This window comes from Halomonas colorata (genome assembly GCF_014897985.1).
GTDB classification, from domain to species: Bacteria; Pseudomonadota; Gammaproteobacteria; order Pseudomonadales; family Halomonadaceae; genus Vreelandella; species Vreelandella colorata.
Genome location: NZ_JABUZA010000064.1, coordinates 1 through 15,464, shown reverse-complemented (window position 1 = coordinate 15,464; position 15,464 = coordinate 1). Strand labels below are relative to the sequence as shown.

General features: G+C 52.8%; 13 protein-coding genes. 3 read left to right on the top strand and 10 right to left on the bottom strand.

Annotation, left to right across the window (positions count from 1 at the left end; all coding sequences use genetic code 11):
- Positions 1-102: 102 nt before the first annotated feature.
- From INT33_RS19900 to leuS, 5 genes are all read right to left on the bottom strand, one after another.
- The gene (locus INT33_RS19900; protein WP_193092833.1) at positions 103-1,032 is read right to left on the bottom strand and encodes a PA2778 family cysteine peptidase; all 930 of its coding nucleotides are present in this window, start codon (positions 1,030-1,032) and stop codon (positions 103-105) included.
- Between the two features lie 11 nt (positions 1,033-1,043).
- Positions 1,044-1,448: a PA2779 family protein gene (locus INT33_RS19895; RefSeq protein WP_018917282.1), complete on the bottom strand. Its 405-nt coding sequence runs from the start codon at positions 1,446-1,448 to the stop codon at positions 1,044-1,046.
- Between the two features lie 103 nt (positions 1,449-1,551).
- Entirely contained in the window at positions 1,552-2,619 is a 1,068-nt protein-coding gene (gene holA, locus INT33_RS19890; RefSeq protein WP_192537870.1) for a DNA polymerase III subunit delta, read from the bottom strand.
- Positions 2,616-3,110, bottom strand: a complete 495-nt coding sequence (locus INT33_RS19885; RefSeq protein ID WP_192537871.1) for an LPS-assembly lipoprotein LptE — start codon at positions 3,108-3,110, stop codon at positions 2,616-2,618. The genes holA and INT33_RS19885 overlap by 4 nt, the downstream gene beginning before the upstream one ends.
- On the bottom strand, positions 3,107-5,692 hold the full coding sequence (gene leuS / locus INT33_RS19880; RefSeq protein ID WP_192537872.1) for a leucine--tRNA ligase: 2,586 nt from the start codon (positions 5,690-5,692) through the stop codon (positions 3,107-3,109). Before leuS ends, INT33_RS19885 begins: the two co-directional genes overlap by 4 nt.
- A 161-nt stretch (positions 5,693-5,853) precedes the next feature.
- On the opposite strand from leuS, the gene INT33_RS19875 reads away from it, so the two are divergent.
- A complete protein-coding gene (locus INT33_RS19875) occupies positions 5,854-6,375 on the top strand; it encodes a zinc ribbon-containing protein (protein ID WP_018917278.1) in 522 nt (173 codons plus the stop codon).
- Positions 6,376-6,441: 66 nt separating this feature from the next.
- Here the strand turns inward: INT33_RS19875 and INT33_RS19870 are convergent, their stop codons facing one another.
- Complete coding sequence (locus INT33_RS19870; RefSeq protein ID WP_192537873.1) at positions 6,442-7,758, bottom strand: hypothetical protein; 1,317 nt, start codon at positions 7,756-7,758, stop codon at positions 6,442-6,444.
- A gap of 212 nt (positions 7,759-7,970) precedes the next feature.
- Here INT33_RS19870 and INT33_RS19865 point away from each other — a divergent pair, with 212 nt between their 5' ends.
- Both INT33_RS19865 and INT33_RS19860 read left to right on the top strand, forming a co-directional pair.
- The gene (locus INT33_RS19865) at positions 7,971-8,318 is read left to right on the top strand and encodes a DUF488 domain-containing protein (RefSeq protein WP_192537874.1); all 348 of its coding nucleotides are present in this window, start codon (positions 7,971-7,973) and stop codon (positions 8,316-8,318) included.
- 43 nt (positions 8,319-8,361) lie between these two features.
- Positions 8,362-8,910, top strand: a complete 549-nt coding sequence (locus INT33_RS19860) for a nucleotidyltransferase family protein (protein WP_192537875.1) — start codon at positions 8,362-8,364, stop codon at positions 8,908-8,910.
- A 105-nt stretch (positions 8,911-9,015) separates the two neighbouring features.
- Here the strand turns inward: INT33_RS19860 and INT33_RS19855 are convergent, their stop codons facing one another.
- The 4 genes from INT33_RS19855 to pgaA are packed head-to-tail and all read right to left on the bottom strand — an operon-like array spanning position 9,016 to position 15,029.
- Positions 9,016-9,408 carry a hypothetical protein gene (locus INT33_RS19855; RefSeq protein WP_192537876.1) on the bottom strand — a complete coding sequence of 131 codons (393 nt, stop codon included), beginning with the start codon at positions 9,406-9,408 and terminating at the stop codon, positions 9,016-9,018.
- Complete coding sequence (gene pgaC, locus INT33_RS19850; protein WP_192537877.1) at positions 9,398-10,648, bottom strand: poly-beta-1,6-N-acetyl-D-glucosamine synthase; 1,251 nt, start codon at positions 10,646-10,648, stop codon at positions 9,398-9,400. Before pgaC ends, INT33_RS19855 begins: the two co-directional genes overlap by 11 nt.
- On the bottom strand, positions 10,645-12,606 hold the full coding sequence (pgaB, locus tag INT33_RS19845) for a poly-beta-1,6-N-acetyl-D-glucosamine N-deacetylase PgaB (protein ID WP_192537878.1): 1,962 nt from the start codon (positions 12,604-12,606) through the stop codon (positions 10,645-10,647). The genes pgaC and pgaB overlap by 4 nt, the downstream gene beginning before the upstream one ends.
- Positions 12,603-15,029, bottom strand: a complete 2,427-nt coding sequence (gene pgaA, locus INT33_RS19840) for a poly-beta-1,6 N-acetyl-D-glucosamine export porin PgaA (RefSeq protein WP_192537879.1) — start codon at positions 15,027-15,029, stop codon at positions 12,603-12,605. The genes pgaB and pgaA overlap by 4 nt, the downstream gene beginning before the upstream one ends.
- Positions 15,030-15,464 lie beyond the last annotated feature (435 nt).

Genomic DNA, 15,464 nt, shown 5'->3' with positions numbered 1-15,464 from the left:
CCGCCATCGCCAGAGCCACAAAAAAGGGATCCTCAGATGAGAATCCCTTTATGATCAAAAACTATGGGACAGCAATGGCCGAGCGGCCCCTTTTGCGTATGTTTAATACTCGCCCAAAAGCTGCTGGGCGCGTTCCTGCCAACTGCCTTCAATAGACGCCGCCTGAATCAACGCGTTACGGGCTTCATCGGGTTTGTTCTGCTGTCGTCGCAGTATCCCTAAATTTAGCCAGGCTGCCCCCATTTGGGCATCGTATTGGGTCGCCGCGTCAAAAGCTGCCATGGCTTTCTCTGGTTGCCCATTGGCATGCAGGGCGTTGCCCAGCGCAAACTGAGCTAGCGGATTGCTCGGGTAGCGGGCAACAAGGGCTTGCCAGCTGCTTAAGGCTTGTTTTGGCCCGTGGGTTTCTTCATAAGCGCTAATAGCTTCCAGAGCATTACGCGCGTTAATGCCTTCCGGCAGTGTTCCTGGGTCGGCAACAACAAACCCCCAGCGGTCGCTGCGTGCCCAGGTGGCATCAAACCGGCTAAACGAAAGAGTGTGTCGCTCGCGTTCGCCACTGCGCAGGATCAGCGTTTCTTCGGGTAAATCAAACCCGATAGCGACCGCATAGTGCCACATTGGATAAATAGGCAGCGACAGGTTCTGCATCACCACGACCGGGTCGCCGTTAGCCAAATGGTTTAATAGCGCATCCATAGTGCCGCGAATGGGGTAGGCAAGCTGCTGGTGGCGACGAACGGTGGCCAGCATTTCAGGTTGAACACTGCCGTCGCGCCCTGGCAAGAATACTTGCGGAATCAGCTGGTCAACGCTCACCTCAACACCCTGATAGTTCAACACCATGGCAAGCGTTGCCGGGCCGCACTGGTACTCGGTTTGAGCAAAAAACGGTACGTTACGATTTTCTATTTGAGGGGTTAAAGCTTCGTAGGTGCTGTCGAGTAACACCGGACTACGTGCACAGGCAGAAAGCAGTAGAGCGAGCGTAAAAACGCCCGCAAAGCGGGCGTAGGGTAACAACGTTTTCATAGTAACTGGGCTTAGCGGGTAAACGGATAAACGTCGGTCAAGCCGAGAATATCAGTAATCAGCAAAATGATGAAAACGGCAAACAGAGCGCCGATAACACCGCCACCAGCGCCGGCAGGTAGCTGATCAAGCTGCTGAGCCATTTGCTGTGCTTCGGCATCGCTCAGCGCGGCCACACGAGCGTCTACTTCATCAAGATCCACACCCTGCTTTAGCAGCTGGTCCTGTACATCGGCACGGGCCAGAATTTCATTGATTTTCTCACGGTCAGCACCGGCACGATCACCTGCTAAAACAGACTGAGTTGAAACGAGATCCATAGATTGCGGAGCGGCAGGTGCAGCAGCAACGGGCAAACTGGTGATCACGAGCGCCGCGATTAAGAGCGTAGAGAGGTAAGCGCGCAATGTTTTCATCGTCTTCTTCCTTATAGACTGTTCAGAGGGGAGAGGTACTTTACTGCTGGAATCAAGAGTATAGAAATAAAACGCGTGAGTTTTAAGTCAATTGTGCAAGATGCTAATTATTTGCACTAATGCGGTAGGTCGAGGCCATTTCAGAAAGTATGCCTTTACCACCGGCCATGGTCATCGCCAAATCATGCAGACCGGGCCATAACGGCACCACCGATGCACCTTTCACGGCAAGATCAAGTCGCTGGGCCATCAACAGGAGTTTATGCAAACGTTTCATGGGAAGGCGTTTAATGGCTTTTTGATAGGCGGGACGGCGCTTGTCAAAAATCATCGGCTTTTGGGTTTTGCAGGCATGTTCAAAGCTCTGTCCTTGATCCAAATGCTGATGCAGCGAGAGCAGGGTGCGCAGTTCGCGACTTAATGCCCATAGCACGATAGGTGCTTCGATGCCTTCACTACGCAGGCCCTGCACAATACGCGAAGCGCGGCTGGTTTCGCCTTTTAAACAGGCATCCGCCAGGTTGAAAACGTCAAAGCGCGAGCTGTCTTCAACGCCCTGAGCAATGCTTTCCACGTTTAATCGCGTGCCTTGAGGGTGAATCAGCGAGAGTTTTTGAAGCTCCTGATCAGCCGCCAGCAGGTTGCCCTCGGTACGTTCGCCTAAGAGGCGTGCCGCCTCAAGATCAATTTGCAGACCATGGAGTGATGCGCGATCGCGAAGCCAGTAACCAAGACGTGAGTTGTCCACCGGCCATACGGGTACGAACACACCGTGCTTGTCGAGGGCTTTAAACCAAGCACTTTTTTGCTGCTTGGCGTCTAGCTTGCCCATGCTGATAAGCAGTATATCGTCGCTACCTTCCATCATTTCAGCGTACTGAACCAAGGCCTTGCTACCTTCCTGGCCAAGCTTATGGGTGCCTAGCCGCACTTCCATTAGTTTTTGAGTAGCAAACAACGACAAATTGCTCGAGGCTTCCAATAAACGCCCCCAGGCAAAGTTGGCATCTACATCCAGCACTTCGCGTTCTTCAATACCCGCCTGACGAGCAGCCGTACGCACGGCATCGCAGGCATCACGATGCTGAAGCGGTTCTTCACCGGCCACAATGACTACCTTGGGCAGTTTTTTGGCAAGCGCTGCAGGTAGCTGGTCAGCAAAAACCTTCACTCAAAACCCTTAACGTTCGCCAGGCGTTCGACAATCCGCTGCGCTAGCTGACGGGCAAGCGTGTCCTGAGCTTCCCTAAAGAGCGTCTCGCGGTTAAGCAAGTCGTCATCATTGACCCGGATGCGGCTACTGACAGCCACGGTTGCGTTATTAAGCGCATAGGCATTGGTGTCGCGCTGTTGCACGGATAGCGTCGTGCTAAGTGTCAGCTCATGTTCACGACTGGCACGACTGTCACTGCCTATACGCCGCTCTAAACGAGAAGGCGGCCCTAATGTAACGCGCCAAGGCGCAGAGGGATCAACCTCAGTGCCCAGCTGCTGCAGGCGTGCGCGTAGCTGTTGTGCCGTAGCACTGGTCACATCGCCTTCAAGGGCAAGCGCAGGCAGAGTGGGCATGGAGCCGCTGCCGCGTAGATGAAAGCCACAGCCGCTAAGTAGCACTGCCGCCGAGGCGGCAATGCTGGTAGTCAGAAAGGTACGTCGGTTCATCCGCTTACCACGATGTTTACCAGCTTACCCGGCACGACAATCACTTTACGGACCGTTTTGCCTTCCAAGTGGCGCTGGACGTTTTCGTTTTCCATCGCGAGCTTCTCGATGGCTGCTTTGTCCGCACTCGCCGGAGCTTCCAGGCGAGCACGTAATTTACCGTTCACCTGAACAACGAGTTCGATGTTGTCACGCGTAAGTGCTGCTTCATCAATAACCGGCCATTGTGCTTCAATCGCAGGCTCTGTGTACCCCAGGCTCTGCCACAGGCTGTGACAAAGGTGCGGCGTAATTGGCGCAAGCAGCAGCACGCAGGCTTCAAGCGCTTCACGGCTAACCGCCAGACCCAGCTCGGAAGTATCATCGAACTTGCCAATCGCGTTGGAAAGCTCCATGACTGCCGCAATCGCCGTATTGAACGTGGTACGGCGACCAATATCATCGCTGGCTTTCTTAATCGTTTCATGGGTTTTACGACGCAGCGCTTTCTGATCATCGTTAAGCGTATCCAGGGTTAATTCACCCGGTGTACCCGCTTCGATGTGCTCGTTGACCTGACGCCATATCCGCTTGAGGAAACGGTGCGAGCCTTCAACGCCTGAATCAGACCATTCCAGCGACTGTTCGGGCGGAGCGGCAAACATCATGAACAGGCGAACCGTATCAGCCCCGAACCTGTCGATCATCGACTGTGGGTCAACGCCATTGTTCTTCGATTTGGACATTTTCTCAATGCCGCCCATCTCAACCGGCTGGCCGTCACTCATAAGCACTGCGCTCAACGGGCGACCTTTATCATCACGCTGAACTTCAACATCGGCTGGATTGAACCACTGCTTGCCGCCGTTATCGGTGGTGCGATAGAAGGTTTCCGCGATCACCATGCCCTGCGTTAACAGCTGTTGGAACGGCTCGTCAGAATCCACCAGACCAAAATCACGCATCAGCTTGTGGAAGAAGCGGGCATACAGCAGGTGCAGGATAGCGTGCTCGATACCGCCAATATAAAGATCAACCGGCAGCCAGTAGTTGGCGCGATCATCCAGCATGGCGTCGTGGTTATCGGCACAGCAGAAGCGTGCAAAGTACCACGAGGACTCCATAAAGGTGTCGAAGGTATCGGTTTCACGTACCCAGCCATCGCCTAGATCAGAAAACTCGGGCATTTTCTTAAGTGGTGAACCGGAGGCGTCCACGGTTACTTCCATAGGCAGCGCCACCGGAAGCTCATCGTCAGTTAGCGGAACGGTTTGACCTTCCGGGCCGTATTTAACCGGAATCGGCGCGCCCCAGTAGCGCTGGCGGGCAACGCCCCAATCGCGCAGGCGGAAGTTGGTTTTGGTTTCACCCCGGCCCATTTCCGCAAGCTTGGCGGCAATCGCATCGAACGCCTGCTCGAACTCGAGGCCATCGAACTCACCGGAATTGATTAGCTTGCCGTGCTCGATAAACGCGGCTTCGGAAAGATTTGGCGTTTGGCCGTTTTCATCAGCGATAACCGGTTTAATCTCGACGCCATACTTGGTGGCGAATTCCCAGTCGCGCTGATCGTGAGCAGGTACCGCCATGACTGCGCCGGTGCCAAATTCCATAAGTACGAAGTTAGCCACAAAAACCGGGACTTTATCACCGGTCAATGGATGAACCGCCAAATGGCCGGTCGCCATGCCAAGCTTTTCTTTGGTGGCCATTTCCGCTTCAGACGTACCGCCTTTGGCGCACTCGGCACAGAACGTGGCAAGCTCGCTATTATGCTCCGCCGCCTGTTTTGCAAGCGGGTGGCCTGCGGCAACTGCCACATAGGTAACGCCCAACAGTGTATCCGGGCGGGTGGTGTAAACCGCCAGCGGCTCAACTGCGCTGCCATCGGACGCTTCAATATCAAAGGTCAGCTCAACGCCACGAGATTTGCCAATCCAGTTGCGCTGCATGGTTTTGACCTGCTCAGGCCACTCCACTTTATCCAGATCAGTCAGCAGCTCGTCGGCATAGTCGGTGATTTTCAAGAACCACAGCGGAATTTCTTTGCGCTCAACCGGGGCGCCAGAGCGCCAGCCACAGCCATCAATGACCTGTTCATTGGCGAGTACGGTCTGATCGACCGGGTCCCAGTTCACCGTGGACATCTTCTTATATACCAGGCCTTTTTCAATCAGCTTGGTGAAGAACCACTGCTCCCAGCGGTAGTAACTGGTATCGCAAGTAGCGAATTCACGGCTCCAGTCGTAGGCAAAACCCAACGCCTTTAACTGGTTACGCATGTAATCAATATTCTGGTAGGTCCACTTGGCAGGCGGTACCTGGTTTTGAATAGCGGCATTTTCCGCAGGCATGCCGAAGGCGTCCCAGCCCATGGGCTGCATCACATTTTTACCCTGCATGCGCTGGAAACGTGAGACAACGTCGCCGATAGTATAGTTACGCACATGGCCCATGTGCAGCTTACCGCTGGGGTAGGGGAACATGGATAGGCAGTAAAACTTCTCGCGATTAGCGTCTTCTACTGCTTTGAAGCACTGATGTTTGTCCCAGTACTGCTGGGCGTCACGTTCGATTTCACGAGGGCTATAGTGTGCGTCCATCGGTTTTTTTAATGCCTTGGCGTATCCGCCCAATTTGGGCGCAAAGTGAATGGTAGATGACGACTGTCAGATAAGTAATGTCGATTGTATCCTATGAAGGAGTATCCTTGAACGGCAAGCTGATGATAGGAAATAACTGCGTCGATAAAAGGAGAGGTACCATGAGTGAACAACACAATGACCATCGCCTGCGTGAGGGCTATGAACGCCTGCTGGAACGCATGCAGGATGGCGCCAATGAGCTGACGTGGGACAACTTGCAAAAGGATCTAGACGACGCAGTCGCTTTTGAGGCAGAGCTTGAAGAGTACACCAAAGATGAGCTGGCGTTGCTGCGCGCATGGGTGGAGCGTGATCTAAAAGATATGCGGTACTACCTGGCCGATACCGGTATGCAGGTCGCCACGTGGCTGGGCATTGATATCAGCGGCCTGTCGCGGCGGGTAGCGGAGTCGCTACTGTCTATCGCCGACCGCAGTGTGGTTGAGCGTGAACGCTTTGCCGAAGACCTGGAGGCAGCTCGGGCTGATTACTGTGAAGGTGAAATAGCCGCCCCTGGCTTGATGGCTTGTGTGCATTGCGATGCCCAGGTGATGCTGCCGCAGGTGGCTCGCCTGGAACCTTGCCATCAGTGTGGGCACCGCTATTTCTACCGATTCCCCAATAAAATCATCGAAACGTAAGCGTTGCTGTCTGGGATAAATACGTAGACGTGGCAGCCCTTTACAGGGCTGCCTACGCCTATTCAGCTAACTGACTAAATAGCTCAACCCGGCAATCGAGCCCAGCGAAAGCAGGCTCATCACTCCCGCATAAAACAGATTGTTCTTCATCATGCGATAACCGCTAACGCCGTAGCGTCCCTGCAGGGATAAATTAATCCCCGACAATGGCCCGACGCTGGTGCCCACTGCCCATGAACATAGTCCCACAAAGGCAAACAGGGTGTGTTCTCCGCCTTGCAAGCTCACCATGGAAGCCAGTACCGAAACCCCAATAATCGGGTGAAGGCCCGCCAGCGCACTCAGCACGATCGCGATAAAACTGACCATGCCCTGTGAAGCCCCAAAGGATTCAAACAGTGTCCAATCGCTGCCTGCTATTGCAGCGACCAAGGTAGATAGGCCAAGTGTTAAGAGGCCCGCCGCTAAAAATAACGAGATCTCACCGCGCATCGCCGGTAAACGTGTCGTCGTGTGCTGACGAACGCGGCGAAGCGTATAGCGTGGCCCCTCCCGCAAGTTATAAAGTGAAGCGACGCCTGGAATTAAAAAAGTGATAATTCCCACAATGGACAGCTCAGGCGTAAGCCAAAAGTGAAACACCATGACCAGCAGCGCCATCACGACCGGCATCAATAAACTGCGCGGTGCCAGTGAGAAGCCCAGCACATTGCTTAAATCAAACCGGCGCGCTAGTTCCAGGGTGGTCAGTAATCCTGATGCCATCGCCAAAGGAAGACCAAACAGCGCAACGTGGGAGTACTGCATCTCGGGGGCTAAGGCGATGACGATGCCCATGGATGCAAAAAAGGGGGACCACGTCGCGGCACTGGAAAGCCCGCGGTTAAGCGCCAGATACTGAGGCATGGAGAGGGGGGCAGAGCGCGCCAAACGATCGCCGACCATAATAATCGTCGACATGTTCAAGATCGTGCCCAGAAAATGCACGCCTAACCACGTGCGCAAAATGCCGCCGCTGCCCGTCAGCTTCTTACCGGAGGCTTTTTTTCGCCCCTGTTGTTTGCCGACGAGAGAAATAAAGCTCACGCCGACAAGCATGGCCGCCACAAAAGCATTGCCCTGAAGCATCGCGGGCCAATCCACCTCGGCGTTATAAACAAGGCGTGCCACTAACAGCATCGAAAGGCCCAAGCCCATCAACACCCCCGCCTGAACCCGCGAGCGCTTAGGGATATCCCGCCAAAGCAACGCCACCGAGAGCCATAGCAAATAGCTCACCGCATGCGCCGTATTTACTAAGCCCGTAAAACCGAGAATCTGAGCGATCAGCCCAAGCAAAATCAGCACGCCCGCTAAACGCTGTCGAGAAGAGGTCTCTTGCATGACAAACCCTTAATAGTGAATTAGCAGGCTAATAGGATTGGCAATGAAAGACCAGCAGGAGAAGCGGTAGCCTCAACTTTAGACGCAACCTGTGCTTATTCGCGTTCTAAAGCACAGTCCTCGCCAAGTGTTACGCTATCAAACCATGGCATTTCCATGTTTTCATTAAGCCAAGTGCTGCAAGCCATCAATAGCGTTGAAGGAGGAACTCTGTGAATATTAAATTACACCGTATTTACGAAGAGAATGCACCCCAAGGCTACCATGCGCTTGTAGATAGACTTTGGCCGCGGGGCGTGTCAAAAGAGGACGCTGACCTGGATGGCCATTGGAGGGAGCTGGCGCCGAGTAACACATTGCGTGAGTGGTTTAATCATGACCCGGACAAGTGGAGCGATTTTCGGAAGAAGTACATGAGTGAACTGAGCGAACAAAAAGAGAAAGCCAAAGAGTATCTTGCAGACGTTAGCCAGAAAAACCTTGTGCTTTTGTACGGCGCCAAGGATAAGCAGTACAGCCACGCGCACGTTTTGAAGGAGTATCTGGAGAAGCTGGGCTAGTCAGGTAAATCGCAAACGCATGCATTCCCTATCGAGGCGTGTAATGAATAAAGAAGCACAGCTAGGCGATTGGATTACCCAGGATCCAATGCGCATGCAGGCGCTAAGGGTAGCGGCGCAAGAACGCCTGCCCAACTGGTGTATTGCGGCGGGGTTTGTACGCAATCTTGCCTGGGACAGGGCCCATGGCTACCCTCATTCAACACCGCTCAACGATATCGATTTGATTTATTTCGACGCCGACGCTATCTCTGAAAACCGGGATCGCGATCTCGAAAAAAAATTGCGCCGCCTATCCGACGTGCCGTGGTCGGTCAAAAATCAGGCCAGAATGCATGTGCGGAATCTGGACCAGCCCTATACCTCAACGGCGGATGCCATGAGCTACTGGGTAGAGGTTCAAACCGCCGTGGGTGCATCGCTGGATGATAACGGTGAGGTGGTGATTATCGCACCGTTCGGGGTTGAGCCTTTATTTGATTTTACTATCACGCTGAATACCAAAAGGCCCAAGCCACTCGACTTTAAACGGCGTATTGCTGAAAAACGCTGGTTGGAGAGATGGCCCCAATTAAAGGTGGTAAATCCTTAACGAGGCCTTAGCGTTATTGCGCGCTGCAGTAGGCGCTGAGCGGTAACCTCTCCAATCACACCTGCCGTGGTCTGATCGAAGGGGTTAGCCTTTCATTTTGGTAAATCATCTAGTGTGTGCTTCGGTTACTTTCTGCTTTGGCAGCGGAACGGTCATTATTTCTTCATTAGCCATTTTATTATCGATTTCAAGCGTAGGTTGTTCCATGTGGCGCGCTTGGCGCTTCAGAATACTGGTATACAAAAATTGGTTATAAACCGCCCAGCAGTGGAAGGTTAAAAAGGTGATAATAAAACTGACGGCGACTACTTTGATCATCAGTGAGCCGTAAAGCTGTTCAAGGATGGCTTCTTCGATGATAAAGAAGGTGTATAGCCTTGCCAGTACAAGCAGCCACAAGATAAGGGTGGCCGTTGTAATAATGACGTCGCGGATACGATAGCCCAAGCCTTTCTGGCAGGGGTTATCAATAATGATAGGTACGAGTTTATTGTTCATGGAAGCGTTCTCCTCGGTCTGGGCTGGTCCAGGTGGCAAGCCTTCCCTGTTGACGCATCATGGCTTTGGGGAAGGCAATAACGACGGTCGCCATATTGAGAATCCAGTAAGCAAATGGGTACCAAATGCTCCAATAAACGCAGCGAAATATCTCTTTGTCGTAGCGGCTGTCGATATAAAAACTAACGGTAAACTGGATAAAGCTAATCGCTATTAGGATGCTGCCAAAATACGAGAACGCCTGGGTGGTGATGGGCCATGCCGTGGGTTGGGTGGCCTGAGAAACAAGCCAGGCGATCAGTAGCGCGATAACTGAGTAGCACCAAATCACGCTGATGATGTATTCCAGCATCAGAGGCCAGAAGCGCCGGTTCTTCCAGCGAATGGTTTGAGAGAAGTAGCGTAGAACGACTTCGCCGCCACCTTGGGACCAGCGCAGCCGCTGTTTGAACAGCCCGCGCAGCGTTTCAGGCATCAATACCCAGCACATGGCGCGTGGTTCATAGCGGACATGGCCACCTGCCAGCTGCAAACGCCAGCTCACGTCGATATCTTCGGTAATCATATCGGTGTTCCAGCCACCGACTTTCTCCAGCGCTGTGCGCCTAAACGCGCAGATAACGCCGGATATAGTGAATACCATGCCGTAAATCCGTTGGGCGCGTTTGATGAGCCCGATAATTGCAGAAAATTCGCCGGTTTGTATTTTGCCAATGGCGGTTGAGCGGGTTCTCACTCGGGGATTGCCAGTGACGCCGCTTACTCTAGAGCTGCTGATAAAATGCCCCATCATATAGCCAATAGCGTCGTAATCGAGAATGGCATCTCCGTCGATCCCCACGATGATATCGCTGGTCGCCTCACTCAGCCCATGATTCATGGCGCTGGCTTTGCCCTGATTGGGTTGATGCAGTACTTTTAAGCCTGGATACTCAAGCGCGAGTGCTTCAAGCCGACTACCTGTGTCATCCTTACTGCCATCATTAATGGCAATAACATGCATTTGTGGATAGTTCTGCTTGAAAAGATGATGAACGGTTTCATCGACATTAGCGCCCTCGTTATAGCAGGGTAGCAGCACCGTGACGGATGGCGCGTTTTCATCCCATTCAAGCTTGGCAGGCCAGGGCTGCTTGCGCTCCCAATGTATATAAAAGTAAATACCGCCACAGATCCAGATGGTTGCCATGAGGCTTGGGTAGCCAAGCGTAAAGATGGCTAGGTATTCAAGTATGTTCATGGTGTTGCCCTAAAGCGGCGGCCAATGGAAAAAGCTGGGCGTAGCACACTAAGGTTTGGATGGTTCTGGAGAAAATCATCCGGGTAATAGCCGATATGCTGAATGCCTTCTTCACGCAGCAAACGTACCCATCGTGCTAACTCTTCGCTGGAAACGGGTGTTTGGGTGCGCCAATCCTGGGTTTGCAGTTCAAAGACCAACTGTTTGGCACTCACCTGAGCAAGCGAATGTCTGGCTAATTCGCGTAGCCACTCATCCGGATTTTCAGCCTGTTCCATATAGGGCATGGCCATTACGGCAACAAAATCGTAGCCCGCCGCAAAGTTCTGGATATCCTGAGAGAACCATTGCTGACTTTCCGGATTCATCACCGTGCCGGCATACAGGTTACGCGCAGTAGTGAACTCTTTATTGTCTGCCTGGCGATAGTAGTTGGCTGCCTGCTCCAGCTCTCGGGTGAAGTCGGTTAAAAATTGGGTTTTATGTTGTGTCCAGGCCGCCATAAGGCTTGCATCATTATTAATAGCGGCAATATCGCGAGGTAAGGAGGCCTGAGCGTATGCCGTGAGTGCTTCAGGGTTGGCATCCTCAAAGTCGTTCAGAAACGCGTCATCGTGAAATATCAAGCCATCGAATTTCGTCAGGCGGCCAAGGTCCTGATAAATTTCGCGAATGATGCGCCGGTTGTCTTCCACATAGGGGGAAAGGCGGCGGTAGCGGTCGGGAGACTCAAGGCCGGTTTGCGAGTCGGTGACATAGCGGTGGTCGTCGCCAAGGTCAAACGAGAGCACCGGCATCCACGCATATACCTTGACGTTAGCGCGTTTCTTCAACTGCCAGGCCACACGGTTGAACAGATCGGCCCTTACCGGCAAATGGCGGTTGGGGAAGTAGAGCTCATCGGCCACGCCATCACCATCGGGATCAGCAAACGCCTGCAAGTAAACGGTGGTAACGCCATAGTTGTAGATACGCTCGATCAGCCTGTCGAGATTCTGTTCTTGCTGAATGGGGTCAGCGTCGTAAACATAGTCTATATCGACGTGAACAATACGCAGGTCTTCTGGTTCCCAGACGCGGTCGGATAGAATCTCTTCAATTGTTTGAAGACCGGTTTCCTGATCGATCAGGTAGCGATTGATTGAGCGCATAGAGCTATGCAGCTGGTTGGGAGCGCTTAACAGGCTAAAGGTGTAGATCATGCCGTATTCAGCGGCGATATCCAGCGTTGCCTGACTAGACGCCCCGTAAGGCCATACCATCATGCGGGGCGAGCGGCCCATGTGTGTCTGAAACTGCTGCTGGGTTCTTGCCATATCGTTGCGAATTCGTTCTACATAAGCGGCCTCACTTTCGTAGCCGGATTGCGGGTTCCAAATGCTGGTCACCGCGGCTGCCTGTTCGTTACCCATCGGGTTGCCTTTAACCCCGTAATGCAGGTTGTAGGTGTGAGAGGCGATTTCAACCAGCGGCGATTCGTCCAGAATCTGAACCTGCTCCCAGGTTAAAAATCGATCCCGGGGCAGGGTAATACTGCCGTAAGGTACCCGGCCGTTTTCAGGGACATCCAGCCAACTGCCGACGACTGCTTGAACGGCCGGAAACCCGTACAGCTTGAGCAGCGGGAAGACGATATCGTAGAAACTGCGATAGCCATCATCAAAGGTGAGCAGTACTGCTTTATCGGGTAGAGGCTGCCCACCTGCTTTGGCATCGACAATTTGCTGCAGACTGACCGGTTGATAGCCACCTGCCGTTAGTAAATTGAAATGTTCTATTAACCGGGCGCGGGTGATGGTTTGTGAGTAAATAGGTAAGTCAGGAGTGACGGTACTATCCACAATATCGTGATAGCTGATGACTACATAGTCACCGGGGGTACGTTCAGCGTGGGCTTGTTGTAGCCCCAGCATGACCAGCAGGGCAGCGTTAACAAGACATACGCGCCAAAATTTCATAAAAACCTCCATACAAAGCTGGCCGAAATACTGTTGTCGTACTCAGGGGTGCCGTCGTAAACGGCCCTTTGTCTTGAAATGCCGTACTCGATGCTGAGCGTGGGCGCTATTAGCCACTCGTGCTGATAGCCCACTGACCACGTGTTTTCGCTATTTTGATCCTCCTGCCAGTAGTGCCCTGATCCTAGAGATAGGGTTTGTGTAAAGGATTTTCGGTAATCAAGAGGAAGCTCATAGCTAAGGGATAACACGCCGCTCAGATTGGCATCACGGCGTGGGTTGAAATAACTGGCTTCAACTTCGTCATTACGTGAGGCAGCCGCTTGTATCTCGCCGTTAACCTGCCAACGATCAAAGTGATAAAGTATCTGGTCCCAGTAGCCGTAAACCGATTGGCGTAGGTTGCTGTCGCTAAAGTCGGTTGCCATTATGCCAATTGCACCTGCGCCTCGTTCGTCATGGCGGTAGGCCAACTCTCCCCGGTAACGGTCAGCGGTTACTCCATCGCGTAGTGCCCGCAGAGGAGTGTCTGGGGTGTTAAGCTCAACGCCTAACGTGGTGGTGAGGTGATCCGATACCGCGTAGCGAAGCTCGGTACGGGCCATAAAATCGTTATTGAGCTGAGCGCCGTGTCCGGCGGCAATCGTCACGGTTGCCGGATAGAGATTCCATTCGTAGCCTGCGGCTGTATACGCCGCGTACAGGTTTTCGCCTTCAAACTCACCATATTGACCAATGCGTTGTGCGAACGCGCGTGAGCCATTCTCATCGCGCGGCCCTTCCAGCAGCACCTCATAGCGCCATTCCTTAGAGGCCTGAGTGCCACTTCCTTCGCCTTCACTACGGGCGACCGTGCTGCTCAATTGGGGAGCGCGCAATTCGCGCCACTCGCGGACCAGTTGGTCACGCGTTGGGCTAGGCCTGGCGTTGGCCAGTTCACTGGCAATTTGGGTTGTGGTATCGCGCCACTGGCCACGCTGGAGTCTGGAAAGCAGTACTCCATGACGTGGTGCATCTCGCTGTGTGGGCGGCATTAACTGTTCGGCGTGCTGATATGATTCTTCTGCTTTTCGTGGCCAGCCACGGTCACGCTCAAGATCACCTTTGATCTGCCAAAGGTACGGGTCGCCAGGTGCCTGGTCCTGGTAGCTGGCCAGGCGTTCGCTAGCGGCACCTGCATCGCCACGCCACGAGGTAAGCAATATTTCGAGTAACAGAATTTTTTGATAGTTGGGGTTGTCGATGCGCGTTGTGCGGGTGAAATCCCAGCGTTGTTCGGGTTCGCCCGCACGCCATGCCGCCAGTAACCGGTCTGCATCACGAAAGCGTTGTGCATCCGTATAGCTGTAAAAGAGCCCTTCATTGAGAGGGTCGTCTGGGTCAGAGGCTTTTTCAGGCGCCTGCTGGATCAGGCTCTCGTAAAGCGTTGCCGCTTGATTGGGACGGCCTAAACCATTTAATGCATAAGCTCTGGCGCGATTGACGTAAGTTGGCAATTGACCGTGCTGGTTTTCAAGCCGCGTCGCGAGTGCCTCCGCTTCGGGGAATTGTCTAAGTTCGGCAAGTGCTACCACTTTGTCATATTCAGCCAGGGCGATGAGCTCTGGAGGCGCATTTGTTATTTGCAAAACGTTATTTAACTGCGCCAATCCGGTGCGGGTTCTGGATGGCTGATCCGTGTGGATCCCCAGGCGTATATCAGTGACCGCTTCGTAGTAGGTAAGCCACAAACGATCACTTTCCGAGAATACGTTGGGGTTGGTCTGCATGATCTGTCGGGCAGCAGAGCTTGCTCCCAGGCCTACCGCCAAGCGATAAAGCGCTTGAAGCTCGTTGGTGTTTGCGGGGTCTTGCTCTACCAGTGCCTGCCGGGCGCTCAGTTCTTGCATAGCGTTAGAGGTACGCGATGCAAGGTAGCCTCTGGCTTCCAACCCAGCGGTGGTGGTGCCCGCAACTTGGCTATACTGCTGTAAAGCAATATCGGCCATGGTGTAATTGCCCATGTCGGTTTGAACTAAGGCACGCCCGAGCCAACCTTCTGCATTGCCAGGATTACGATAGGTAAGCGCCTGAAATAGCGAGAGTGCTTTGGGATAGTCGCCCGCACTACGGGCCGCGCCAGCCAGGTTGGCAAGTTCGTTTTCAGCGAAATCATTTGGCTGGCACCAAGAGCAAACAGCCAATGCCTCTTGGTATTGTCCGGCACGCACCTGTAACGCAATCAGATCGGCACGTACGCGTGTATTTTGTGTTTGGGAATAAAGTGCTTTAAGCCCTTCAATCGAGGTTTCCAAACCTCCTTGACGTGCCTGAACCACTAGAGTTTCACGCTGCATATCGGTAGTGTTTTGCCCGTAGGCTGTCTCTACGGTTAAACAGGCAAGTAGGCAAACCGGCAATAAGGAGCGAGGACGACCGTGCATGGCGTTATTCCTACACTGAAAGGAAGTGGCAACTGCATATGGTTACTAAGAACATATGTTTTCAGTGTATAAGAGGATCTAAGCGATAGAACTAGGGTAAATGTTGATATTGTAGGGGATAATAATAAGTAAAATTCCGCGTCAGACTCAGCCTTATTAATGAGTTTCAAGAAATTAAATTTTTAGTATTTTTAGTTCTTTTTTCATTTTTTATAGATAGTTGCAGTAGCTCTGCTTTAAAGCGGAAAGCCTCGCTAACCTATAATTATTGAGCGATAAAGTAAAAGTAGCGGAACTTTTAAAGAACACAGCGTATTAGATAGTGCCGGTTAAAAATAAATCATCTAATGTATGTTAGGGAAGCTCTGAAAAAGTCACTGCCATCAGCGATAATACGGCTATCGTCAACTGCATAGGATTCAGTGCTGCCATGGA